At 44.0% G+C, this 23,131-nt stretch carries 23 protein-coding genes and 1 pseudogene; 1 reads left to right on the top strand and 23 read right to left on the bottom strand.

The genetic code is table 11. From position 1 onward, the window contains the following. Positions 1-39: 39 nt before the first annotated feature. From ACSLP7_RS10940 to ACSLP7_RS11020, 17 genes are all read right to left on the bottom strand, one after another. Positions 40-1,092: a coiled-coil domain-containing protein gene (locus ACSLP7_RS10940; protein ID WP_435579334.1), complete on the bottom strand. Its 1,053-nt coding sequence runs from the start codon at positions 1,090-1,092 to the stop codon at positions 40-42. 85 nt (positions 1,093-1,177) lie between these two features. Further along, on the bottom strand, positions 1,178-1,993 hold the full coding sequence (locus ACSLP7_RS10945; protein ID WP_435579335.1) for a hypothetical protein: 816 nt from the start codon (positions 1,991-1,993) through the stop codon (positions 1,178-1,180). Further along, positions 1,980-2,546 carry an RNA polymerase sigma factor gene (locus tag ACSLP7_RS10950; RefSeq protein WP_435579336.1) on the bottom strand — a complete coding sequence of 189 codons (567 nt, stop codon included), beginning with the start codon at positions 2,544-2,546 and terminating at the stop codon, positions 1,980-1,982. Before ACSLP7_RS10950 ends, ACSLP7_RS10945 begins: the two co-directional genes overlap by 14 nt. Positions 2,547-2,617: 71 nt before the next feature. Next, positions 2,618-3,598 carry a polyprenyl synthetase family protein gene (locus tag ACSLP7_RS10955; RefSeq protein WP_435579337.1) on the bottom strand — a complete coding sequence of 327 codons (981 nt, stop codon included), beginning with the start codon at positions 3,596-3,598 and terminating at the stop codon, positions 2,618-2,620. A 30-nt stretch (positions 3,599-3,628) separates the two neighbouring features. Further along, positions 3,629-4,669: a 23S rRNA (adenine(2503)-C(2))-methyltransferase RlmN gene (gene rlmN / locus ACSLP7_RS10960; RefSeq protein WP_435579338.1), complete on the bottom strand. Its 1,041-nt coding sequence runs from the start codon at positions 4,667-4,669 to the stop codon at positions 3,629-3,631. Between the two features lie 79 nt (positions 4,670-4,748). Then, positions 4,749-6,407: a T9SS type A sorting domain-containing protein gene (locus tag ACSLP7_RS10965; RefSeq protein WP_435579339.1), complete on the bottom strand. Its 1,659-nt coding sequence runs from the start codon at positions 6,405-6,407 to the stop codon at positions 4,749-4,751. Positions 6,408-6,576: 169 nt separating this feature from the next. Further along, the gene (gene queA, locus ACSLP7_RS10970; RefSeq protein WP_291185552.1) at positions 6,577-7,626 is read right to left on the bottom strand and encodes a tRNA preQ1(34) S-adenosylmethionine ribosyltransferase-isomerase QueA; all 1,050 of its coding nucleotides are present in this window, start codon (positions 7,624-7,626) and stop codon (positions 6,577-6,579) included. Between the two features lie 78 nt (positions 7,627-7,704). Then, a complete protein-coding gene (locus ACSLP7_RS10975) occupies positions 7,705-8,934 on the bottom strand; it encodes a 3-phosphoshikimate 1-carboxyvinyltransferase (protein WP_435579340.1) in 1,230 nt (409 codons plus the stop codon). Then, positions 8,931-9,167 (bottom strand): hypothetical protein, encoded by a 237-nt coding sequence (locus tag ACSLP7_RS10980; RefSeq protein ID WP_291185556.1) that lies wholly within the window; start codon positions 9,165-9,167, stop codon positions 8,931-8,933. Before ACSLP7_RS10980 ends, ACSLP7_RS10975 begins: the two co-directional genes overlap by 4 nt. A gap of 1 nt (position 9,168) precedes the next feature. Then, positions 9,169-9,495, bottom strand: coding sequence for a nucleotide pyrophosphohydrolase (locus ACSLP7_RS10985; protein WP_435579341.1), 327 nt, complete (start codon positions 9,493-9,495; stop codon positions 9,169-9,171). A gap of 3 nt (positions 9,496-9,498) precedes the next feature. Further along, positions 9,499-11,514, bottom strand: a complete 2,016-nt coding sequence (locus tag ACSLP7_RS10990) for a transglutaminase (RefSeq protein WP_435579342.1) — start codon at positions 11,512-11,514, stop codon at positions 9,499-9,501. Between the two features lie 19 nt (positions 11,515-11,533). Then, on the bottom strand, positions 11,534-11,986 hold the full coding sequence (gene dtd / locus ACSLP7_RS10995) for a D-aminoacyl-tRNA deacylase (RefSeq protein ID WP_435579343.1): 453 nt from the start codon (positions 11,984-11,986) through the stop codon (positions 11,534-11,536). Continuing rightward, positions 11,983-12,936: a ribosome small subunit-dependent GTPase A gene (gene rsgA, locus ACSLP7_RS11000; RefSeq protein WP_435579344.1), complete on the bottom strand. Its 954-nt coding sequence runs from the start codon at positions 12,934-12,936 to the stop codon at positions 11,983-11,985. Before rsgA ends, dtd begins: the two co-directional genes overlap by 4 nt. An 86-nt stretch (positions 12,937-13,022) precedes the next feature. Continuing rightward, a complete protein-coding gene (locus ACSLP7_RS11005) occupies positions 13,023-14,105 on the bottom strand; it encodes a chorismate mutase (RefSeq protein ID WP_435579345.1) in 1,083 nt (360 codons plus the stop codon). Between the two features lie 7 nt (positions 14,106-14,112). Continuing rightward, on the bottom strand, positions 14,113-14,970 hold the full coding sequence (locus tag ACSLP7_RS11010) for a prephenate dehydrogenase (protein WP_435579346.1): 858 nt from the start codon (positions 14,968-14,970) through the stop codon (positions 14,113-14,115). Beyond that, positions 14,967-16,127, bottom strand: coding sequence for a pyridoxal phosphate-dependent aminotransferase (locus ACSLP7_RS11015; protein WP_435579347.1), 1,161 nt, complete (start codon positions 16,125-16,127; stop codon positions 14,967-14,969). The genes ACSLP7_RS11010 and ACSLP7_RS11015 overlap by 4 nt, the downstream gene beginning before the upstream one ends. Beyond that, a complete protein-coding gene (locus tag ACSLP7_RS11020) occupies positions 16,124-16,999 on the bottom strand; it encodes a prephenate dehydratase (RefSeq protein ID WP_435579348.1) in 876 nt (291 codons plus the stop codon). The genes ACSLP7_RS11015 and ACSLP7_RS11020 overlap by 4 nt, the downstream gene beginning before the upstream one ends. A 224-nt stretch (positions 17,000-17,223) precedes the next feature. On the opposite strand from ACSLP7_RS11020, the gene gldA reads away from it, so the two are divergent. After that, entirely contained in the window at positions 17,224-18,126 is a 903-nt protein-coding gene (gene gldA, locus ACSLP7_RS11025; RefSeq protein ID WP_435579349.1) for a gliding motility-associated ABC transporter ATP-binding subunit GldA, read from the top strand. On the opposite strand, the gene ACSLP7_RS11030 is transcribed toward gldA, so the two are convergent. The 6 genes and pseudogenes from ACSLP7_RS11030 to ACSLP7_RS11055 all read right to left on the bottom strand — a co-directional run. Then, complete coding sequence (locus tag ACSLP7_RS11030; RefSeq protein ID WP_435579350.1) at positions 18,110-18,859, bottom strand: head GIN domain-containing protein; 750 nt, start codon at positions 18,857-18,859, stop codon at positions 18,110-18,112. The two genes, gldA and ACSLP7_RS11030, sit on opposite strands and share 17 nt — an antisense overlap. 1 nt (position 18,860) lies before the next feature. After that, the gene (locus tag ACSLP7_RS11035) at positions 18,861-19,988 is read right to left on the bottom strand and encodes an acyloxyacyl hydrolase (protein WP_435579351.1); all 1,128 of its coding nucleotides are present in this window, start codon (positions 19,986-19,988) and stop codon (positions 18,861-18,863) included. A 33-nt stretch (positions 19,989-20,021) separates the two neighbouring features. Next, positions 20,022-20,777, bottom strand: a complete 756-nt coding sequence (locus ACSLP7_RS11040) for a head GIN domain-containing protein (RefSeq protein ID WP_435579352.1) — start codon at positions 20,775-20,777, stop codon at positions 20,022-20,024. A gap of 1 nt (position 20,778) precedes the next feature. Continuing rightward, positions 20,779-21,879: an acyloxyacyl hydrolase gene (locus ACSLP7_RS11045; RefSeq protein ID WP_435579353.1), complete on the bottom strand. Its 1,101-nt coding sequence runs from the start codon at positions 21,877-21,879 to the stop codon at positions 20,779-20,781. 30 nt (positions 21,880-21,909) lie between these two features. After that, positions 21,910-22,857, bottom strand: coding sequence for a pyridoxal-phosphate dependent enzyme (locus ACSLP7_RS11050; RefSeq protein WP_435579354.1), 948 nt, complete (start codon positions 22,855-22,857; stop codon positions 21,910-21,912). After that, a pseudogene (locus tag ACSLP7_RS11055) lies at positions 22,854-23,131 on the bottom strand (hypothetical protein); the annotation flags it as partial. The pseudogene ACSLP7_RS11055 and the gene ACSLP7_RS11050, both read right to left, overlap by 4 nt.

Consider the following 23,131-nt stretch of genomic DNA (forward strand, 5'->3'; position numbering starts at 1 on the left):
CACCCTAAGGTGCCTTCTTTTTTACAAATGAGAACGGGTTTAATCCACGTCGAATCGTAAGCCGACAGAAATATTGCGCTGTTCCACCGGATTGTCTTTAAAGATCGGGTTGAGATCGTACTTCACATATAGGGCCATTCCGGTCCATCCTATGTATCCGCTCAAACCGTACGCAAAGTTGTTGGTGTTGAAATTGCCGGTTTGTTTTTGCTCCACTTCATTACCGTCCGGACCGTCAAAGCGAAGCTTTTGAACAGTGCGCAATCGGAATCCTGCATATCCACCCAAACCAATTTTAAGCTTGTTGCGGGTTGAATAACGGAAGTAATCCTCCTTTTCTATCTTTCTTGATGGCCCAAATTCAAAGTGCATTGGGAACACCAAATAGTCATTTCTCAGTTTTGATTTATCCAAGTTTGCACCAAATTCGCGAACCACAGTCTCTGTTCCGGTATCTTCAAAGAAGCGGTCATCAGTCAGTTTGAGTCCATTGAACTGAAAGGAGAATCCATACTTGAAACGCAGCCAGTTTGAGTTTTTAAACACACGAGTTTTCCAAGCCCATCCCAATTCAAAAAAGCGACTTCCTGCAATTTTAAAATCAGTATCCCCAAAGGACTCGCCCTCCGTGATGGCATTGTTCAAACCAAAGGCCAATACTAAGTCGCTGGTAGTCCTGCGGTCGTACTTACGTTCTTTTGGGGTATAGTCAAAATCAAGGACCTTCCCTTTAGAAAAAACTACCAATTCAAAATTATCTGTGGACGTCGTGTTCAAGGAACCGTTGCGTTCTAAAAGATCGATCTGATTTTGAATGATCACCACGCGATTCTCAATATTCAAAGCGCGCTTTTCTGCTGCTTCTTGTTTGAGCTGAGTAGCTTCATCTTCTGTGATCTCACCCTTATCCAAGCGATCGTTGATTGCAATGACCTCATCTTTTAAGGCTTCTTTTTCTTCGGTTTGGACCGCTTCTATCTTTCCTTGTAGATAGTCGATCTGTGCCTGTGCATCGTTGGCATCCTGCGCTGATAGTGATACTGTAGCGAGCAACCAAATAACAACAGCAGTACTGTAAGTAATGATTCTCATAACGTTTTTGATTTTAAGTCGAAGCAAACCCCACCCCTACCACCGCAGGGGTAGTGCTATGCTTCCAGATTGATGAATGAATGAATTAATTATTGCGAGTGGCCATGGCCGTTCGAATCTTGTTGTAACCGTCGCCTAAGGCATCAAAGACCTTATCTCTAAAGGAGCGCTCTAAATCATACTCCACGTCCATAAGTAGTGCATTGGCGTCTACCTTGAGGGTCTCCATATTGATCATGGATTTGGTCTTGAGTTCCCGTTGGGCTTGCAGCAAAAGATCCGCGATCTCTTCCTCGGAAACTTCAGCATTAGCCGCTTCCAAGTCCTTAATCTTTCCAACGACCTCCTCTACTTTGGCAGCTACCGCATCCTGATCTTGTGTCTTCACATCTGCAGTATTCACTGCAACGGCTGTATCTTCAATTTCTCTTGGATCTACAAAGATCACTTCGGATTCTTTCGGAGCTTGTTCTACCGGAGTCTGAGCAATTGAAGTCTTCTTCTGCTCAACTACTTCTTCCACTTGGATTTCCTTTTCAGGAGCAACCTCTTGCTGCTGATCTTGTGCAGCAACCTCTGTCACTTCTTCTTGTTGTTCTAGATCATTCTCTAAAGGAATCGCAGGGATCACGTTTTCTGTCTTTGGAGCTTCTGGAGCAGGCTCTTCAATAACGATCTCATTTTGCTGCTGGGCTGGATCTCCACTCCAGATCAAAGAACCTATTAATGCCAATCCAGCAATTCCTGCTGCAATTGCCCACCAGATTCCAAAGCCTTTCTTTTCGCGCTTTGGAGCCTCGTCTAAGCGAGCCGCCAGTTTATCCCAGGCCTCGGCACTTGGCTTGATCTCGCGATTTTTAAACTGATCGCGTATGTTGTCTTCAAATTTAAGGGGTGCCATAACTTGTCTTGTTTTGAGCGTTTAATTGGCGCTGTAATAATTTGCGCGCCTTAAACAATTGGCTCTTTGAGGTGCTTTCACTGATCCCGAGTGCTTCGGCGATCTCACTGTGCTTATATCCTTCTACAGCATACATCACAAAGACCATTTTGTAACCTTCTGGCAACTCATCTATAAGGAGTTGCAAATGTTCCACTTCCAAGGGACTGTCTAGATAAACGGCGTGTTGCGTGGTGTGATCAATAGCTTCTTCTGATTCGAAGTGAAGTTTTCGCTCTTTGCGCAACCAAGAGATAGATTCTCTAACCATGATTCGGCGCAACCAGCCTTCAAAACTTCCGCTACCTTTAAAAGAATCCAAGGCGGTGAAGGCTTTAAAAAATCCTCCAACCATCACCTCTTCTGCTAGAGATATGTCTTTGATGTATTGTCGACAAACACTGAGCATCTTTGGTGCGAACATCTCATACAATTGCTGTTGGGCCTTCCGATTGTTTGTTCGGGCCTTTTCCAAAAGCTGTTCGAGATTCTTATGTAACGTGATCACTTTCACTAAAGCAGACCTTGTTGGGTTTCGCTATAAAGACGCAAATAGTTTCCCAAAGGTTGCCTGAGGTTTAAAAATTATTTTTTTCTGTCGATAACATAGTCCACCATCAGCACCAAGGAATCCTTGTAAGGCGAGTTTGGATAAGGCTTTATAAGCTCCATGGCTTGCTCTTGATAGGCCTTCATTTTTTTTACTGCATAGTCCAAACCACCTACCTCTTTTACATACGCAATCACCTCTTTGACACGTTTTTTGTCTGTATTGTGGTTTTTAACTGAGTTGATCAACCAACGTTTTTTGTCAGCCGGAGCTGTATTGAGCGCGTGAATCAGCGGCAGGGTCATCTTTTGTTCTTTGATGTCTATTCCTGTGGGCTTCCCGATCTTAGCTTCTCCGTAGTCAAACAGATCATCTTTGATCTGAAAGGCCATCCCGATTAATTCTCCGAACTTCTCCATAAGCTTCACCTCGTCCTTGGTGGCCCAAACAGATTGTGCTCCCATGGCACAACAAGCGGCGATTAGCGTTGCCGTCTTTTTGCGAATGATCTCATAATAGATCTCCTCTGTGATATCTAGTTTTCGGGCCTTGTCTATCTGAAGCAATTCTCCCTCTGCCATCTCCCGAACCGCTTTAGAAATGATACGCAATAGATCAAAATCGTCATTGTCAATACACATCAGCATCCCTTTAGAAAGCATAAAATCTCCTACCAGCACGGCGATCTTGTTCTTCCACAAGGCATTGATAGAAAAGAACCCACGACGCTTGTTGGAATCGTCCACTACATCATCATGCACCAAGGTAGCTGTATGAATGAGCTCAATAACACTCGCACCCCGATAGACGCGATCACTCAAGGGGTCATCTCCGTGAATCATCTTGGCAATGAGAAAGACGAACATCGGGCGCATTTGCTTGCCCTTGCGATTTACCACATAATGGGTAATACGATTAAAAAGCGGTACACGCGATTGCATGGAATTGGAGAATTTCTTCTCGAAGAGTTCCATTTCGTGTTCAATGGGTAATTTGATTTGACTGACCGCCTTCACCTTACAAAGATACGAGAAAAGCGCGCTATACTAGTGCTTATTAGCCAGTTGTCCACAGGCGGCATCTATGTCCTTCCCGCGGCTTCTTCTCACGGTAACAGGGATTCGTTTAGCCTCCAGTTTTTGAATGTAGCGATCCAAGGTGGCGTCATCGGCTTGTTTGAATTGATCGTCACCAATGGGATTGTATTCAATGATATTGACTTTACAAGGAACATACTGACAGAAGCGTACCAAGGCGTTAATAGCTTCTTCGGAATCGTTAATATCCTTCCACACCACATATTCATAAGTGATTCTGCGCTTGGTCTTGGCATACCAATACTCCAAGGATTCTCTGAGATCTTCCAAAGTAAAACGCTTAGCAAAAGGCATAATCTTTTCTCGAGTCTCTTGAATGGCGCTGTGAAGCGATACGGCGAGGTTAAACTTCACCTCATCATCTGCCAACTTCTTAATCATCTTAGGCACCCCAGAAGTAGATACTACGATCCTCTTGGGAGACATTCCCAAACCTTCTTTACTGGTGATCTTCTCTACAGCAGCCAAGACATTGTTGTAGTTCATAAGCGGCTCTCCCATGCCCATAAAGACGATATTTGACAGCGGTCTGTTGTAATACAACTGACTTTCCTTGTGAATGGCCATGACTTGATCGTAGATCTCATCCGGATTCAAATTGCGCATTCGCTTGAGTTGCGCTGTAGCACAAAAGGCACAATCCAGACTACAACCTACTTGAGACGACACACAGGCTGTGGTTCTGGTCTCCGTTGGAATCAAAACTGATTCAACGATCAGGCCATCGTGTAAGGCTACCGCGTTCTTTAACGTACCGTCCTCACTTTTTTGAATCTGATCTACGGCAATGTGATTGATCACAAAATGTTCATCCAAGAGCGCACGAGTCTGTTTGGAAAGGTTGGTCATGGACTCAAAGTCATGTGCCCCTTTGATCCAAAGCCATTCATAGACCTGATTTCCGCGAAAGGCCTTATCACCTTGTGCTACAAAAAAGTCGCGCAGTTCCTCTTTGGTCAATGCTCGTATATCCTTTCTCTTGGATTCCATGCTGCAAAATTACCACAATTAGGCATAAAAAAACCCTTTCTGCTTCCAGAAAGGGTTTTGAATGTTATTCGCGTTGTGATTAATGACGAACGACGATCTTTTTAGTAAGACTCGCTCCATTCTCATCATCAACGATTTTTAGGAAGTATACTCCGTTCTGAAGACCAGAAACGTTCAACTCGTTGTTAACTGCTCCAAAGCTTCCGCGCTCCACAACCTGTCCTAAGATGGTGTAAAGTTCATAATCTAAGTCACTGCTTCCAAAGTGAACCACATTAACCAGTGAATTCGCAGGGTTCGGGAAAATCGAAAGATTGGACTCGAACTGGAAGTCTGTTGTAGAAAGTGTCTCTAAAGTATCACCCGCAGTTCCGTCTGGATCTAACCAGAAGCGAACACTGTTAGAAGCAGAAGAACCAAAGTCCCAAGAAACATCAAAACGTCCGTAGATATCAAATCCGCTGTTGTCTGAAGTTCCTGAACATGCAGCAGTACCTCCAGCCAATTGACCAACAATTAGTCCGTTTTGGTCAAAAAGTGGAGATCCAGAAGATCCACCTTCAGTAACACCTATTTCCCAGCCGCCACCGCCGCCGCCGCCGACGCCGTTGATTCTCCACATTTCTGTAGATGGGTTACCGTTGAAATTGTAAATAGCTCTAGATGGTGAGTTGTTATCACGACATACCTTCATAATGTCCCCGCTTGGGTGGTGAATACCTACAGAGTAGTTAGGAATAGCAGTTGTACTGCGGTTCCAACCTGCCCAAACCAAGTTCCAAGAATCTGGAATAGCACTGTTGAGCTCTACCAGACGAACGTCTGACTCACTATTGATGGCACGGTTTACCGCTCCAGAAGTCGTGTTAAATGCGCTTGAAGTACTCGGTGTAGTGGTACCACATGAAGGTGCTGGACTTCTCCAGTTAAAACGGAAAGACCAAGTTGCAGGACTACCCGCATCACAGTGGTTGGCAGTCAAGAAATAAGGAGTTTTGTCGTTGTTGGTGTTGTTGATCAAAGCACCAGAACAAACAAATCCACCCATAATTTGAAGTGCGACAGAACGCTTAAGATCTTCTTTAAAAGGGTCCCAGTCTGCTCCTACTGGACAATCTACATCGTGGTTACAGCTTCCAGAATCGTTTAATCCTTTAGCCTGAACACCATCACTGAACAATTGCGATTTAGAACGGTATCCGTGAACCACTTTTGCCAAGTTCAACTCACCTTGTCCGCGAACGGCCTTAGGCTCGTAGTACTCAATCCAGATATTGTCACCGTCAACCAACCAAGTACCGAGCATTTTCTCAGCATTGTTTAGGTTGTCCGTGTAAGCTCCCAAAAGACTAGTACGATCATCACTGTACAAATACACTTTGGCTCCTGGAGGCAATACATAACGATCAAACACAAAGTTCAAGGTCTTAGCTCCTTCAGAAACCAAGTTGATTCTCCAGATACCATCTCCGTTTGGAAGCTCGTCCCAAACTCCAGCAGTTTCTAGTCCTAGATCTACTGAATATTCATATCCGAAACGCCAAGGACGTCCAGACATTTTATCATTTACGGCATCTTCTGCTTGAAGGGTTTCGAGGTCAATTCCCTCTAAAACCACAGGATTAAGGGCAGAACGAGTATTGAGATCCCAAGAAACTGGTTCTCCTTCGTTAGTTACCTGAGCATGAACAGTCACGCCAAGCAGCAGAAGAGCAAATAGCAAAGTAATTTTTTTCATGTAAGCATTTTTAGTCAGTTGCCACAGTCAATTGCTGTGACAGAATAGGTTATAAGCTCTAAATGTACGATTTTTTTGCAATCGATGCCGGAGAAATTCCCCCTTTCTTGAGGCACAAAAAAAGCCCATTGCAAATAGCAACGGGCTTTCAAAGTTTTTTCAGATCCTATTATAGGATTAACATGGCGTCTCCGTAGGAATAGAAACGATATTTTTCCTTTACTGCTTCCGCATACGCTTCTTTAATGAATTCATGGCCAGCAAAGGCAGAAACCATCATCAACAAGGTTGATTTTGGTGTATGCAAATTGGTGATCATTGCATTGGCAATGCTGAATTCATAAGGAGGAAAAATGAACTTATTGGTCCATCCGGCATACGGATTCAAAGTTCTGTTAGACGAAACTGAACTCTCTAGGGTTCTCATCGCAGTAGTTCCAACAGCACAAACGCGCTTTTTATTGGTCAAACCTGTGTTGATCATATTCGCCGCTTCTGGGGAAATGATGATCTCTTCAGAATCCATTTTGTGTTTGCTCAGATCTTCCACCTCAACCGGAGAAAAAGTTCCAAGTCCAACGTGCAAGGTCACTTCACTAAAGTGAACTCCCTTGATCTCTAAACGCTTCATCAAATGCTTTGAAAAGTGCAGCCCGGCAGTCGGAGCAGCAACAGCGCCCTCGTTCTTAGCGTAGATAGTCTGGTAACGCTCTTCATCTTCTGGCTCTACATCACGCTTGATGTATTTTGGAAGTGGAGTTTGTCCAAGTTCGTTAAGCTTCATACGGAACTCTTCATACGATCCGTCGTAAAGAAAACGAAGGGTACGCCCTCTAGATGTAGTATTGTCTATAACCTCTGCTACTAGGCTTTCATCCTCTCCGAAGTACAATTTATTACCGATACGGATCTTACGCGCAGGATCAACCAAAACGTCCCAAAGACGGGTTTCAGCATTGAGTTCACGCAATAAGAAAACCTCGATACGCGCTCCTGTCTTCTCCTTATTTCCAAACAAACGAGCTGGGAACACTTTGGTGTTGTTGAGTACCAAAACATCGTCCTCATTAAAATACTCGATCAAATCTTTGAACATACGGTGTTCAATGGTTTGCTTCTCGCGATCCAATACCATTAAACGCGATTCGTCACGATTGGCAGAGGGATATTCAGCAAGTAATTCGGTTGGAAGATCGAAGTTAAAGTTAGAGAGCTTCATAGGCCTTCAGCGGGTTTTTTAGTTTACAAAGGGGCAAATATACAACCTCGGCATAGGGGTTGTCAAGTAAATGGCGGTTTATCTTTGATTTTCAATCTGAAAACCCAAGGTTTCGAGATCTTCCCAAAATTCTGGATAGGATTTAGACACTACTCCCGCCTCCTCGATAACCAAATCCGTTTTCAAAGCCAAGGGCGCAAAAGCCATGGCCATTCGGTGGTCCTGATAAGTAGCAACACGCACTCCTGACTTGATTCCCTGAGATGGCAACAAACTCAGGTGATCATCGGTGATATTAACCCGAGCACCAAACTTCTCCAGTTCGTTCTTCAAGGCCTGCAATCGGTCGGTCTCTTTGATCTTTAGCGTGTGCAATCCGGAGAGCTCGCAACCAATACCCAACCCAAAGCAACAGACCGCAATGGTCTGGGCAAGATCAGGCGTGTCTGCCAGATCTGCGGTATAGATCTCTGGGAGATCGACTGCAGATTTGGTCAAGGTCAAACTGACTTCATCAGCATCAAAGGAGCTTTGCACTCCTAAGGATTCAAAGAGATTGACAAGAGCTGAATCGCCTTGTAAGCTATCGGATTTATAACTGCTGAGGGTAATTGAATCCGCTTGGCCTAAAGCCATCAGACTGTAGAAATAAGAAGCGGAACTCCAATCAGACTCCACCGTAAATTCTTTCGTTTTCAAAGCTGTGATGGGCCCAACAAATACTTCCGTATCGGTCAAGCGTGTCTCGGCTCCAAGTGCCTCCAATAGTGTCAAAGTCATTTGTAAATAAGGCACAGAGGTGAGCTTACCTTCTAGCTCTAAGACCAAGCCAGAGTCTAGCTTGGATCCCGTCAGCAATAAAGAAGACAAATATTGACTGGAAATATTAGCGGCGATTCGCACCCGATTTCCCGTAGGTTTTACTCCGCTTATCCGCAAAGGTGGATATCCTTCCTCTTTCTCGTATGCAATTTTTGCTCCGAGCTGTCTCAAGGCATCTACCAATACGCCTATCGGACGTTGTTGCATCCGCTGGCTTCCTGTAAGCACACCTTCAAACCCAGGTTTGAGCGCGAGATAGGTCGTTAAGAAACGCATGGATGTGCCCGCGTGATGGATGTCCAAAACGGATCCATCGCTGGCCAGTGCAGCTTGCAAAACATCGGTATCATCACTGTTAGATAGATTGTCTATGCGTAAATCCGGATAGAGTGCTTTTAAAATGAGCAGTCGGTTAGATTCACTTTTGGAACCCGTGATCTTAAGGGTTCCAGCATTCAATTGAGAAGCGCTAAGCTTTAGGTTCATTGCTGTTCGCGTTTGTATTTTGCCCAAAATTTTCCGTAGGTCACAAAGAAGCCGTAAAACAAGCCACTGGCCAAACATACAGCTACCAATTGTACCGGGTCACGATCTTCCCAGAAAGACATTTGAAAACCATTCACTCCCCAAAAGAGAAGTACAAAGACTACGATAAATGCGGTGCCTAGAGAGACTACCGATTTCCAAAATTTGGAATCACTTAAGATTCGTTTGATCATGCTATTTCAGTTTTGGATTTTGCTGATGCCTGTCGTGATCGCGTTTGGTTTTAATGTCCATCTTTTTGTCAAAAGCAGCCTGCAGGTCTATCCCTGTTTGATTGGCCAAACACAATACCACAAAGACCACATCGGCGAGTTCCTCGCCCAAGTCTTTCTCCTTGTCCGACTCTTTTTCACTTTGCTCCCCGTAACGGCGGGCAATGATTCGGGCCACCTCCCCAACTTCTTCCGTAAGTTGGGCCATATTGGTCAATTCATTAAAATATCGAACGCCGTGAGCGTTGATCCAATCATCTACAGCTTTTTGAGCATCTGCCAAATTCATAGCTTAGGATTTACTTATTATTACCTTTTCACTCTCCTTAGCCACCCGTTGACCGTAAAATTCCTTTAAGGTGTCATAGTATAAAGAAGGTACTACCGCCTGTTTCATGGTAATGGAACACACCACATTGAGTTTTCCATTGGATTGGCCAATATTAAAAGTGTAAGCTCCCAAACCATCGGGAAGAGAGATATTTAAGGCTTCGGGGATGCTGGTCACCGAATAGCCTTCTGGTAAAGTTATGTTTATGATCTTTCTGTGCATATACGGATGCACAAAGTTAATGGGATAGTTGCGCTCATCCAGTTTAAATGGATTCTCATACATCCCCAAAAAGAACATCGGATTCAAATAGATATCGCCATCAATGATCTCTACGGCACCTTCTTTTTCAAAGCTGTAACTCATGCTCACTGGCTTGGAGGTATCGTTGAGATTCTTGAGCTCAAGATCACTCACCAAATCTAGATTGTAATCATCCATCAGGTCTTCTTCTATTTTTGAAGAACTTTCGTTCTCAAAAGCACGGCGTTGATCCAAAGCCTCCAAAAGAGTTCTATTAGCGCGCACACTTCCACTGATATCTCCAAAGTCATCCAACTCCACATTGAGCATAGTACTCACCTGACTGATCGTTTTTGGATACAGGTCCACACTCATAGACAGCCCGTTCTCCATCACCATGGTTCCACTCCAATTCAGCACGCGATTAGGCAAAACATTAGGCGCAGCCATCTTTTCTGTGGCATCCAACAAATAACGTTGTCCGTCAATCTCAACGGCGGCGATCACATAGTTAAAGCCATCAATTGTTGGGTAGGCAGGAATCCCATGACTACGTGTACTTACCAAAACAGGGTTTGCGTTCAAACCAGCTTCCTTAAGCATAGCGGTGAGCAATAAATTGATATCTCCTGTATTACCCGTTTTTTCACGATAGGCCTTTGCAATTCCGCTTGCGGCACTCATTCCGTAGCGTTTGTTCCAGTTCATGTGAGATTTCACATAATCAAAGATCCGGTTCATGCGGTCCATATAACCACTAGCTGCATCTAGCACTCCGGCGAGATCATCTTTAAAGAAATTGGTACGCTCCAGCTGTTTTCCAAAGCCGTCGTATTTGTAAATGGTAGCCACAACATCTTCCCAACTCTTAGAATACTCTTTCACTACCCCAGATTGACTCTTAGTACTGCTGAGCTCATAGACCACAGTGAACCTGTAATTGTCAATATTATCCACGTAGCGCTCCTCTTTCAAAGCGGGAACGTGCATGTATTCGTACTCAGAGATAAACTCTTCAAATATTGCTGCAGCGTCTTTGGTAGTCGAGGTAAGCCCTCCTCCTTGCTCATAAGTAAAGTCAATTCTACGTGTATCGGTGTAATCTTTTGGGTTGGCGTTAAAGTTCCCTTTGATCAAACGACTGAACTGGAAATACTCCAAAATCTGAATCTTGGTATAGTGGTGGGCCGTGGGAATATCCTCTTGAATCACTACATCATCTATGGAGGTGAAGAAAGGAGAAACAATGCGGTAAGAAATCTCAAGAACAGATCCTACTTTAACGGCTGGCATGGTAAGACTTACCTCCAGGCGATTGTCAGTCTCCATATTCTCAAAGATTCCGGACTTGCTTAGTTTTTCTGATTTGACCTTTCCGTCTTCCAGATTAAAGGTAAAAGCTTTGATGCTTTCAACACGCTCTTTTAAACGCCCTTTGAGATATAGATTGATCTTTCTTGTGGCGTAATCCAAGCCGTCTTTATTCAAGATCTTGATACGCTCATGAACGTCTGTGTACAGCACCCAACCTTTTACTTCGTCATCTTCATAATAGGTGTTTCTCGATTTGTGAAGATAAACGGCAGGAGCAGCGGTATCTTGCGGATACACACTCATGCTCAGTTCTTCTTTAGAAACTTTCTTGAATTCGTAGTCTTGGGAGAACGCATTGTGACTTAAGCCCATGAAAAGCAATATCACAATACATCCTACTTGGGATACTTTTTTAATCATTTTGCGCTAGTTAGTGGAGTTATTCTTTGTTTTTTGTGTCGATGATCAAGGTCACGGGGCCGTCATTGGTTAGTTGCACGTCCATCATGGCTCCAAAGGAACCTGTACCTACTTTTTTACCAACTACTCTCTCAAATGTACTAATAAAATCCTCATAAAGTGGCTCAGCAATGGAGGGATGTGCTGCCTTTATAAATGAGGGTCTATTGCCTTTTTTGGTTGAACCGTGTAAGGTAAACTGACTCACTATAATAGCGTCGCCATTTACATCACCAAGAGCCAAATTCATAGCTCCTTGTTCATCACCAAAAATTCGCAATCGCGCGATTTTTCCTGTCAACCAATCAATATCTTCCTGCTTGTCCTCGGCTTCAATTCCCAAAAGAATCAACAAGCCTTGTTCTATTGACGAGATCTGCTCTCCGGCCACCGTTACCGATGCCTGACTTACTCTTTGAATTACTGCTCTCATGTTTGTTGAAACTCGTCTTTACGGTAGGATTGATCCTGCTCTTCTTCTAACAAGGTCACATAACTTTTGTAGCGGGACCAAGAGATCTCGTCGTTTTCTAAAGCTTCTTTCACGGCGCATTTCGGCTCTTCCAAATGCAAACAATTGTTGAATTTACATTCGGATTTTAGGGCGAAGAATTCCGGGAAATAATCACTGATCTCGTCCTTGTCCATATCTACAATTCCAAAACCTTTAATCCCTGGAGTGTCTATAATTCTAGCATCAAAATCCAAATCAAACATCTGCGCAAAGGTAGTGGTGTGCTGCCCTTGCTTGTGTTGATCTGAGATGGCTGCAGTAGCCAGATTCAAGCTCGGAGAAACCGCATTGACCAAAGTGGACTTACCCACACCGCTATGCCCGGCAAACATGGAGGTCTTGCCTTCCATCATGGCTTTTACTTCATCCACGCCCTTTCCGGTCTTGGCACTGATGGCCAAACAAGTGTATCCGATCTGTCGATACATATCCATCAAATAGAGCTGCTCGGCTTTCTTTTCAATATCGTAGGTATCCATCTTATTAAAAAGCAAAACAGCCGGAATGCTGTAAGCCTCTGCAGTGACCAAAAAACGATCTATAAAAATGGTAAAGGTGGGCGGATTGTCATGAGTGATCAGCAAAAACACCTGATCGATATTACTGGCAATGATGTGGGTCTGCTTGGAAAGATTGACCGACTTGCGAATGATATAGTTCTCGCGGTCGTCAATCTTTTTGATCACACCAACGGTCTCATCACCGTTGGTCTCCAGTTCAAACTCCACCCGATCTCCAACAGCCACCGGATTGGTACTTTTGATTCCTTTGATGCGGAACTTGCCTTTAATACGGCATTCGTGGAATGTACCGCTTTCATCTTTGACGGTATACCAGCTGCCGGTTGATTTATAGACTGTTCCCTTCATAGGTGTCACAAAAATAGGGAGTTTGCCCCGATTTTATTTACAACAAAACTCCAAACAGCAAAAAACCCGCAAAACGCGGGTTTAGGCTATTGCTTGTAGATTTTTTCTTGGTGATTGATCGATTCTTGGTGGATCGCTTTAAACACACGTAGAATAAACTCTTCGCTGAGTTGGTGCTGCTCTCCTTCTAAGATCATCTTGCCCAAAATCTCGTTCCAACGCTTGGTCTGTAAAACAGCCACGTTGTTCGCTTTTTTAAGCGTTCCGATCTCATCGGCAACCTTCATACGTTTCCCCAAGGTCTCAATAAGTTGGTGGTCAATTACATCAATTTGCGTACGCAGGGTGTTCAGCTTGTTTTTAAACTCCTGCTCTTGCCCTTCTTCTTTTCTGATAGTAAGTTCTACCATGATCTCCTTCAAACGGTCTGGGGTGATCTGTTGTTTGGCGTCACTCCAAGCGTTGTCTGGATCGTAATGGGTCTCTACCATAAGACCATCGTAGTTAAGATCCAAAGCCATTTGACACAGATCAAAGATGATGTCTCTGCGCCCGGCAATGTGAGACGGATCCAAAATTAGCGGCAGATCCGGGAAACGGTTCTGCAGATCCACAGCAATTTGCCATTCTGGATTGTTTCTGTAGCGGGTCTTTTCATAGGTAGAGAATCCGCGGTGAATCACTCCCAAATTAGCAATATCAGCCGTGTGAAAACGCTCAACGGCTCCCAACCAAAGGGAAAGATCCGGATTCACAGGGTTCTTGATCAAAACCGTTTTATCCGTTCCTTTTAGCGCGTCTGCAATTTCTTGTACAATGAAAGGCGATACTGTGGTTCGTGCTCCAATCCAAAGAATATCCACATCGTGTTGTAATGCTAGATCCACGTGGTTCGCATTGGCCACCTCTGTAGTGGTCAACAGGCCAGTTTCTTCCTTAGCCTTTTGTAGCCATTTTAAACCTAAAGCCCCTACCCCTTCAAAGTTACCTGGACGCGTTCTGGGCTTCCAGATCCCTGCACGCAATACGCTAACGTCACTGTCTTTGAGTTCATGAGCTATCTTGAGGACTTGGTCTTCGGTTTCCGCGCTACAAGGCCCTGCGATCACTAGTGGGTGCTCCAGCCCAAAGGCGTCTAACCAATTTCTGAGTTCTTTTTTATTTTCCATAGTCTTATTAATTCTTCTTGATTCCGTTTAATATATGTTTGATGCTATTGATTGCTGTCATTTCCTGATGCATAGCGGGTTCGTCGTCGCGCTCTAACAAAGCTTTAAAAGCTTCCAGATTTTCTATATAGGCATTGAGACTGTCCAACAAATGATCGCGGTTTACCGAAAAGATCGGTGCCCACATATTGGGACTACTCTTTGCCAAGCGAACGGTAGATTCAAATCCACTGCCAGCTAAGTCAAAAATATCTCGCTCGTTCTGCTCAATGTCCATGACTGTTTTGCCCAGCATGAAAGAACTCACGTGAGACAAATGAGACACATAGGCCAAATGCTTGTCATGAGCTTCCGGGTCCATATAGCGAATACGCATCCCCAATTCTCTGCAGAGTTCCTGTCCTTTCTCTTGAAGGGTCAAACTGGTTTTTTCTACTTCACAGATGATGTTGGTCTTGCCTTCAAATAAGCCAGTAATAGCGGCCTTAGGCCCTGAATATTCGGTACCGGCAATAGGATGCATGGCCAAATAATTTCTGCGCTTAGGATGTGTTTTTACTGCGGAGCAGATCACGGCTTTGGTGGAGCCCATATCAGCTACTAAGGTTTGGTCACCCACTTGATCCAGAATACCACCCAAAATTTGTGCAGTGGCATGTACAGGGATAGCGAGAACAACCAGATCAGCTTTGGAAAGATCTTTCTCTGTAGCTTCCGAATCCACTAATCCTAGATCCTGAGCTTGCTCTAAATGATCCGGATTTTGGTCCATACCTTGCAGCAACACCTTGGGGTATAGCCGTCTCAAGTCTATAGCCAAAGAGCCTCCAATGAGTCCGAGTCCTATAATAACTACCCGATTCATAGTTGTATATTTTTTTCAATGATTCTGCGATGCGCAGCTTCCAAATCTGTCAGCGATACACAAAGCGAAATTCTTATATAGCCTTCACCCGCAGTTCCAAAAACTGTTCCTGGAGTGATGAAAAGATCCACTTCATCTAAGAGGCGATCTGCAACGGCTTCTGCAGAAGTTCCCGCTGGTAATTTCACCCAAACAAAAAGTCCTTGTTGACTATCACTAAAATCTCCACCCAAAGCATTGGCGATCTTCCACGCCCATTCGCGACGTCTGGCATAGGTGCCATTGAGCTGTTCAAACCAAGTCTTATCCATACCCAAGGCAGCAATTGCACCTCTTTGCAAACCGTAGAACATCCCGCTGTCCATATTGCTTTTTACTTTAAGAACAGCCTGGATAAACTCCGCATTACCACAGAGCATCCCTACGCGCCAGCCAGCCATATTGAAGGTCTTGCTCAAAGAGTTCAGTTCTAAAACCACCTCTTTGGCTCCTGGAACCTCTAAAAGCGATACAGGCGTATCGTTGAGAATAAAACTGTACGGATTGTCATTGACAATTAAGATCTGATGCGCTTTGGCAAAGGCAATGAGCTCGACAAAAAAGTCTTTAGTAGCAGTAGCCCCAGTTGGCATATGCGGGTAATTGACCCACATAATCTTAACCTTACTCAGATCTGTTTGGGCCAAAGCATTGAGATCCGGTAACCAATTTTGTTCCGCGCTGAGATCATAGGTACGAATATCAGCCTCTACCAAACGTGCCACGGCAGCATAGGTCGGATAACCGGGATTTGGTATCAAGACCTCATCGCCTGGGTTTAAAAAAGCCATGGAAATGTGCATGATCCCTTCCTTAGACCCCATCAAAGGCAATACTTCAGTCTCAGCATTTAAAGCAGCCTTATAATGCGCCTTGTAGAAACCAGCAATAGCCTCGCGCAATTCCGGAATCCCCTGGTAGCTTTGGTATTGATGCGCTTTAGGATGTGCCAAAGCGTCTTGTAATGCAGCAGTTACCTCTGGTGCAGGCGGCAGATCTGGCGATCCGATCCCGAGGTTGATCACCGGCCTGCCATCAGCAATACGCTGACGTACTTCTCGTAATTTTCTAGAGAAGTAGTACTCTTTGGTTTGTGCTAAACGACTTGCAGTTATCATAAGTTTATCTTCTTGTCGTTATACGTACCCAAAACCTTAAAATGTTTGGCCATAATTCCTAACATGGCGGTTGCTTTTTCAAAATCCGCAAGACTTTCAAAGACCACATCCACAAAAAAGGAATAGCGCCAAGGCGTTTCAATTATGGGAAGGGACTGAATCTTGGTCAAACTCAAATTGCAATCGCTCATTACATTCAATGCAGTTGCTAAACTCCCTCTTTTGTGATCTAATTCAAACTTCAAAGACGCTTTATTGATGGCAACTCCCGGCTCTTGTACTTTGGTTTTACTCACCATGACAAAACGCGTTGCATTTTTTGAAATAGACTGCACATCTGGTGCTAAAACATTCAAACTATACAAAGAAGCTGCTAGTTCCGGTGCCAAGGCAGCAATGCCTTTTAATTGGCCATCGGCGATCTCTTTTGCAGCTAGTGCAGTATCAGAAGCTTCAACCAATTTGATATGCGGATGCTGACTAAAAAATGCCTTGCACTGCAAAAGCGCCATATAATGGGAGTGAACTTCTTTGATCTCACTGATATCTTGCCCCTCCAAAGCCAAGAGGTTATGACTGATGTTCAAATAATGCTCGCCACAAACGTGCAGATCATTGGTGTCAATTAAAGCGTAGTTGGGCAGAATGGACCCAGCGGTAGAATTCTCTACAGCCATGATTCCAAAATCTACTTCTTCCGCTACAAGTTTAGCGATCAGACTATCAAAGGTCTCGCATTCTACAACGCTGGCCTCGGGACCGGCCCATTGCGTAGCGGCCAAATGGTGGTTGGAACCACGAACTCCCTGAATAGCGATCTTCGCCCCTGGATGCGTTATGGAATCTTGTACCGTTTTGGTTTCTTCGTTCATATCAAAAAAAAAATCCCGAGACGAGCTCGGGATTTATATGTGTTTCACTTTAGTTAACTACATAGGCTACCCGATCTCCTTTCGGAAATAAAAAAACCAATAGTTATAAAAAGTACTAAAGTTGTTCATTTTCTGTTATTGAAGTGCTAAAGTAGCCAATGCAGCTTATGCAGCAAAATTTTTTTGAGATTTTTATAATTCCTAGCTTTACACAAACGATAAATATGTCAATTGCAGTCACAGATCTTACCAAATTCTACGGAACCCAAAAGGCCTTAGACGGCGTTAGTTTTTCTGTGGATAAAGGAGAGATTGTTGGTTTCCTGGGACCTAACGGTGCAGGAAAATCAACTTTGATGAAAATTTTAACCACCTATTTGGAGCCGAGCTCGGGGAGCGCTAGCGTAAACGGACAGGCGGTCTTGGACAACCCAATGGCGGTGCGCCAGAGTGTTGGATACTTGCCTGAGCACAATCCGCTGTATCTGGAAATGTACGTCAAAGAATATTTGAGCCAACACGCGCAATTGTATAAGAGTCCAAAGAACAGAATCGCGGAAGTTATTGAGCAAACCGGTCTTAGCCCGGAAGCTCATAAACGCATTGGCAGCTTGAGTAAGGGATACCGACAGCGTGTTGGATTGGCAGCAGCCCTGCTCCACGACCCTGAAGTTTTGATCCTAGATGAACCTACCACAGGGTTGGACCCCAATCAAATTTTGGAGATCAGAGAACTCATAAGAAATGCAGCAAGCTCTAAAACGATCTTTTTATCTACACACATCATGCAGGAAGTTGAAGCGCTTTGTGACCGCGTTATCGTGATTGACAAAGGACAGATCGTTGCCGATCACAAGCTCAGTGAACTCAAAGGTGATCAACAACAAATTGTTGAAGTGGCTTTTGACTTTAGAGTTGAGGAGGTCGCTTTAAACCGTTTGCCTAAAGTAAGCAAGGTGGAAAACGTTCATGAGTTTACGTATTTGATCCATTTTGACACCAAAGAGGATATGCGTTCTACGGTTTTTGATTTCGCTCACGATAATGGCCTTAAGATTCTTCAGCTGAATCAGAAGAACAAAAACTTGGAAAGTCTATTTAGAGAGTTGACTAATCCAGGAAAATAAGACGGCCCGTATAGAACTCAGTCACATCAACAACAGGCGGTGTATTGGAACATATCACGTCTCCCACACTGCGAATCTCTCCGCTGATTTGTTGCTGCGGATTTACAAACATCTGATTCGTCCCACGGTGGAAAACTTCTAGATTCTGCACAATGAGTTCCTGGGCTTCAATGCGACAATCTCCACTAAATATCTGAATATAAGCATCCGTTGCACTTCCCCTCAAAAAGAAATTGGACAGATTGTTGGTCAAGATCCTAAGTTCTTCAACCTCTAGATCCATATCAAAATCTCCATCGACATTAATACGATCATTCTCTGTAAAATCTTCTGATTTCAAGCTGAGTTCCGGGTATTGCAAGATGCCATCGCTACGAACCGTTCGCCCCGATTGATTACTCACCACGGTTATATTAGGACTGGTCACATAGGCAATAGTGGGTTGGTAATCTCGAGTCAGATTACAGGCGTTGGCGTCGCGCAAAATAAGCTCACCGTCCTCTACTATTGCAGAGATGTCTGGAAGAAGATTGGAGCCAGCAACTATACGAACTTCATGACGATCACCCTGTTTAAGCACAAGTTCAATACGCTCCCGAACGCGAATGCGATCAAAAGCTGCAACCTCATAGTTGACCTCTATCCGATCCCCATTAGTTTGGAAGCAATCAAAAGCATTTTCGCTGTTACAAGACAGCAGCGTCAACAGAAGAAGTAAAGTCCAAATTCTCATCTTACAGCTTGTTAAATCTAATTCCCACCGCAAATTCCACGGCTTCTGCTTTAGCTCCATGAGCTTTCACTGTGACACCTGCAAAAACTCTGTCGTTCTTACCGAAATACCTTTTTAAACCCAGACGATTGTACAATTGCCCTTCAAAATCATAAGGATAATACACATAATAGCCCAATTGCGATACAAAGGCCACTCTGTTAAACCGCAATTCATGACCTATAAAAATACCGACGCGTTTCCAGTCTTCGTCTCCCGTGACATTTTCTTCAGGGAAGGCCACTGAACGGAAATAGATCAACTCTTTTAAAAATTCAGCAAAGAAAAGATCAACTCCTGCCTGGAGCGTCGATTTGTGATTGATTCGCTTGTCTGCAAAAGCAGAGACCACATAAAAGGGAAACTGCCCCTGGCCTACAATGTCGCTTTCATTGACACCACCACGGAGCACCAAATTGAAATGTAGCGGCTCGCTATAGGGCGTTTTACCTTCAAAAGGAACATAGTCCGGAAAATTATCGTGATCAAACTGATAATTCAAACCTGCACTGAAGGCAAAGGTATTGGTGCTGTTGTTGGGGGCTTTTAAATTGGCGTTGGAATAATGTATTACTGTAAAACCAGCTTGGAGGCCCAAACCACGCCAAAGTCGCTCTTTTACGTAATCAAATTTGAGCATGGTAGAACTCAATAAATGCGTTCCATAGGCATTGTTGAGAAAGTTCTCATCCCGATCATAAGGATTGCTGGCGTAGGCAATTCCCTGTCCTATCCGAAGCACCAAAGAACGTTTTAGGAAATAGAAATTGAAGTGACCATACAGCCCATAATTCTCACCCAAAGCCTGATTCTTAAAGTTCTGGTAGGTAAAGGTGAACCCCCAATCCGGGTAATTATAACGCCGTTCCCACGCATTAAAACCATAGGTTTTTCTATTGTAACTCAAAACAAAGCCTTCCGGATGATCCGTTATCAAATGACTCAGATCTGGATTGTGCTCCATGATCGTTCCGTAGAAATAGTCGAACTGCAGCGAAAAAGGCTTTTGCTCCTCTTTTTCTTGCGCCAGACTGTCTGCAGCACATGCAAACAGAACAAAGAGGAAGAAGAGAAGAAATCGCGGGTTCATAATTAGTATACGCAAATGCAGTACTGCTTGGTTTTAGTCTTCAAAAATCAATGTTCCAGTAAATAATTCTTCTACCTCGACAAGGGGTGGGGTATTTACAGAAATGACATCACCCGTGCCTCGGATCACACCGATTATAGATTGCTGTGGATTCACGATCATTTTATTGGCGCTTACTTGAACGATTTCCAGATCTTGTATAATCAAATCTCTCCCTTCCAGTCGGGGTTGCTCGTCACTGAATTGTACAAAGGCATTGTTAGCAGTTCCAGAAATATAAAACACACTAATACCGTTGGCATTTACTCGCAAATTATTGACTTCAACATCCAAAAAGAAGTCACCGCTCTTTCTGCCAGAACTACCTTCTCCCGACGTATTGCTGAGTAGCGTTAGACTCGGGTATTGCAATACGCCTTCACTGCGCACTTCAAAGCGTGAGCTGTTTCTGATCTGCACTAAATCCGGGGCGTCCACGTAGACGGTCGTCAAGCCGTATTCGCGCACAAAATTGCATCGGTTGTCGTTGGCAACTACCAGCAAATCATCTTCTTTTCTTACGCTGATATCATCTATGATGAATTCTCCACTTTCCAAGACAACCTGATAAGTGTCTGATTGGCGAATAACCAGGCGCACTCCGTCTTCAATACGAATGCGTTGAAAGTCTGAAATATCGAATTCCTTGGTCACTAAATCTCCCGCTGCTTGGATACAGTCTGGAGCATCGCTGCTGCTGCAACCAGAAAGTAGTAAAACGGATAATATGAGAAGAATGAGTTGTTTCATATTAATTGAATCGATATCCTATTCCAAAAGCCAAAGCCTCTGCTTTAGCCCCGTGAAGTTTTAAGGCCAAGGAGCCGTGAAAATGTTCATTGATCTTATGTTTTAAGCCCACACGTTGGTAGAATTGACCTTCAAAATCGTAGGGATAATAAAAATAATAACCCACGTGGGTTAGGAAAGACAACTGCCCAAAATGCAGCTCGTGGCCCACAAATACTCCAGCGCGCTTCCAGTCCTCATCACCTTGAATGCCATCTCGTGGAAAGGCGACAGCCCTGAACTCAATTTCTTCCTTCAAGAAACGAGACATAAAAAAGTCTAAACCACCAAGTATGGAACTGCGCCTGTTTAAACGTTTATCTGCAAAAGCAGAAACCACCAAAAAGGGGTGCTGACCTAAGTTGACATAATCACTTTCATTGAGCCCAAAACGCAGCACAGCATTGAAATGCCAGGGCTCTTTATATTCATTGGTCAAATCTTCATTCTGATACTCAAAGGAAGATTCATAATCCAAATCATAGTTTAAACCTAAGTGAACTGCGAGGGTATTAGTACTGGTGTTGGGCGCCCTAAAGTTAGCGTTGGAGTAATGCACCAAAGATCCTCCAAGGTGCAGCCCTAAACCTTTGTAGAGTCTGGGTAAAATAAAATCGCCCTGTACAAAAGTGGAACTCAAAAGTCGGGAACCGTATGCGTTGTTCTTAAAATTGGTTTCCAAATCGTAGGGGTTCGTAGCGTAGGCCATACCCTGTCCGATCTTGAATCGAAACATCCGTTTTATAAAATAAAAGGAATAATGGGCGTAGAGTCCATAAGTTTGACCTAGGGCCGGCTCTTTGGGGTCTTGATAAATAAAGGAAAAACCAAAGTCGGGATAATTGTAAAGCGCTTGCCACGGCTTTTCACCAAAACTGCGTTTGTTATAGCTTAAGATGATTCCTTCAGGATGGCCAGTGATCAAATGCGCTACATCCTTATTGTGCTCTACAATGCTTCCGTAGAAATAATTCGCCTCTAGAAAAACAGAGTCGTCAGTGGTGTTCTGCCCATATAACGCAAAAGTCAAACAGCAAATAAAGACAGCAAGCCACTTCTTCATGGGCTTAAAAGTAACTAAAATCCTTACAGATTAAAAAGGGAGATTGCCCAGATCCACATTTCCGCCGGAAAGCACAATTCCGATCTTCTTTCCAGCAAATAAATCTGGCTCTTTTAAGACTGCCGCAAAAGGCACCGCGCAAGAGGGCTCAATGATTATTTTCATCCGCTCCCAAATGAGTCGCATAGCGGCTATAATCTCTTCTTCTTCCACTCGAATGATGTCTCTGACCAGCTCTTGAATAATTGGAAAGTTATTGTCACCCAATTGGGTGCGAAGTCCATCAGCAACTGTATTGGTGGATTCATTAGTTTCTATTTTTCCGCTTCTTAAAGATCTGTAGGCGTCATCTGCGTTCATAGGTTCTCCCGCAAAAATTTTGCAGTTGGAACCAAAATAATGTCCGGCTAAGGCCGTTCCTGCTAACAATCCGCCGCCACCAACAGGTGTAAGCAATACTTCTAAATCCGGATGATCTTCCAAGAGTTCAACAGCTGCAGTTCCCTGACCCAAAATGACCGGAATATCGTTGGAAGGATGCAGAAAAGTAGCACCTGTTTCTGCTTGAATCTTTGCAGCCATAGCTTCACGGGCCTCCAATGTAGGCTCAGAAACAGAAACTTTTCCGCCATAACCGATAACCGCAGTTTTCTTGACTTCTGGCGCAGAGCTGGGCATTACAATATATGCGGGTACACCTAATTCTGCCGCAGCCAAGGAAACAGCCTGTGCAAAGTTTCCGCTGGAATGGGTGACTACCCCTTTGGAACGCTCAGCCTCAGTGAGCTGTGCGATTGCATTGACAGCACCGCGCATTTTAAAAGCGCCCATACGTTGAAAGTTCTCACATTTAAAGTAGATGTCAGCTCCTGAGATATCATTGAGCATGCGCGACTGCAGAACTGCTGTTCTATGAACGATAGGCCTTACCGTATCAACGGCCGCTTGAAGGTCTTGTTGAGTTGGAATTTTTTTCACTCCCTTAAAAATACAACAGGGCGCATTAATTTGAAAAGTGAATTCCACATTCTCTTTTGGACAAGGCTTTGATTGGATCTTGATAATCCAAATTGAGTTTCAAACCGTGCTTTTTGGGCATAGGCTTCCAGTTCATCATCAGTCCAGTGAAAAAATGGACTCACCTTTAAGATCCCTTGTGGACTCAAACTGAGCACATCCAATTGATCGCGAAACTGTGTTTGCCCTTTGCGGATATTGGTAAACCAAAGATCTGGCTTTAATTCCTCAAAAG

The organism is Gilvibacter sp., from assembly GCF_965601605.1.
GTDB lineage: Bacteria > Bacteroidota > Bacteroidia > Flavobacteriales > Flavobacteriaceae > Gilvibacter.

Coding starts and splice junctions, on each gene's coding strand:
- queA (WP_291185552.1), bottom strand. CDS start 7,626: ATGAAGCTCTCTAACTTTAACTTCGATCTTCCAACCGAATTACTTGCT.
- ACSLP7_RS10980 (WP_291185556.1), bottom strand. CDS start 9,167: ATGATCAAACGAATCTTAAGTGATTCCAAATTTTGGAAATCGGTAGTC.
- rlmN (WP_435579338.1), bottom strand. CDS start 4,669: ATGGAATCCAAGAGAAAGGATATACGAGCATTGACCAAAGAGGAACTG.
- ACSLP7_RS10965 (WP_435579339.1), bottom strand. CDS start 6,407: ATGAAAAAAATTACTTTGCTATTTGCTCTTCTGCTGCTTGGCGTGACT.
- ACSLP7_RS11040 (WP_435579352.1), bottom strand. CDS start 20,777: ATGAAACAACTCATTCTTCTCATATTATCCGTTTTACTACTTTCTGGT.
- ACSLP7_RS10990 (WP_435579342.1), bottom strand. CDS start 11,514: ATGATTAAAAAAGTATCCCAAGTAGGATGTATTGTGATATTGCTTTTC.
- ACSLP7_RS10985 (WP_435579341.1), bottom strand. CDS start 9,495: ATGAATTTGGCAGATGCTCAAAAAGCTGTAGATGATTGGATCAACGCT.
- ACSLP7_RS11030 (WP_435579350.1), bottom strand. CDS start 18,859: ATGAGAATTTGGACTTTACTTCTTCTGTTGACGCTGCTGTCTTGTAAC.
- ACSLP7_RS11035 (WP_435579351.1), bottom strand. CDS start 19,988: ATGAACCCGCGATTTCTTCTCTTCTTCCTCTTTGTTCTGTTTGCATGT.
- ACSLP7_RS10940 (WP_435579334.1), bottom strand. CDS start 1,092: ATGAGAATCATTACTTACAGTACTGCTGTTGTTATTTGGTTGCTCGCT.
- gldA (WP_435579349.1), top strand. CDS start 17,224: ATGTCAATTGCAGTCACAGATCTTACCAAATTCTACGGAACCCAAAAG.
- ACSLP7_RS10975 (WP_435579340.1), bottom strand. CDS start 8,934: ATGAACCTAAAGCTTAGCGCTTCTCAATTGAATGCTGGAACCCTTAAG.
- ACSLP7_RS11015 (WP_435579347.1), bottom strand. CDS start 16,127: ATGATAACTGCAAGTCGTTTAGCACAAACCAAAGAGTACTACTTCTCT.
- dtd (WP_435579343.1), bottom strand. CDS start 11,986: ATGAGAGCAGTAATTCAAAGAGTAAGTCAGGCATCGGTAACGGTGGCC.
- ACSLP7_RS11010 (WP_435579346.1), bottom strand. CDS start 14,970: ATGAATCGGGTAGTTATTATAGGACTCGGACTCATTGGAGGCTCTTTG.
- ACSLP7_RS11005 (WP_435579345.1), bottom strand. CDS start 14,105: ATGGAAAATAAAAAAGAACTCAGAAATTGGTTAGACGCCTTTGGGCTG.
- ACSLP7_RS11045 (WP_435579353.1), bottom strand. CDS start 21,879: ATGAAGAAGTGGCTTGCTGTCTTTATTTGCTGTTTGACTTTTGCGTTA.
- rsgA (WP_435579344.1), bottom strand. CDS start 12,936: ATGAAGGGAACAGTCTATAAATCAACCGGCAGCTGGTATACCGTCAAA.
- ACSLP7_RS11020 (WP_435579348.1), bottom strand. CDS start 16,999: ATGAACGAAGAAACCAAAACGGTACAAGATTCCATAACGCATCCAGGG.
- ACSLP7_RS10945 (WP_435579335.1), bottom strand. CDS start 1,993: ATGGCACCCCTTAAATTTGAAGACAACATACGCGATCAGTTTAAAAAT.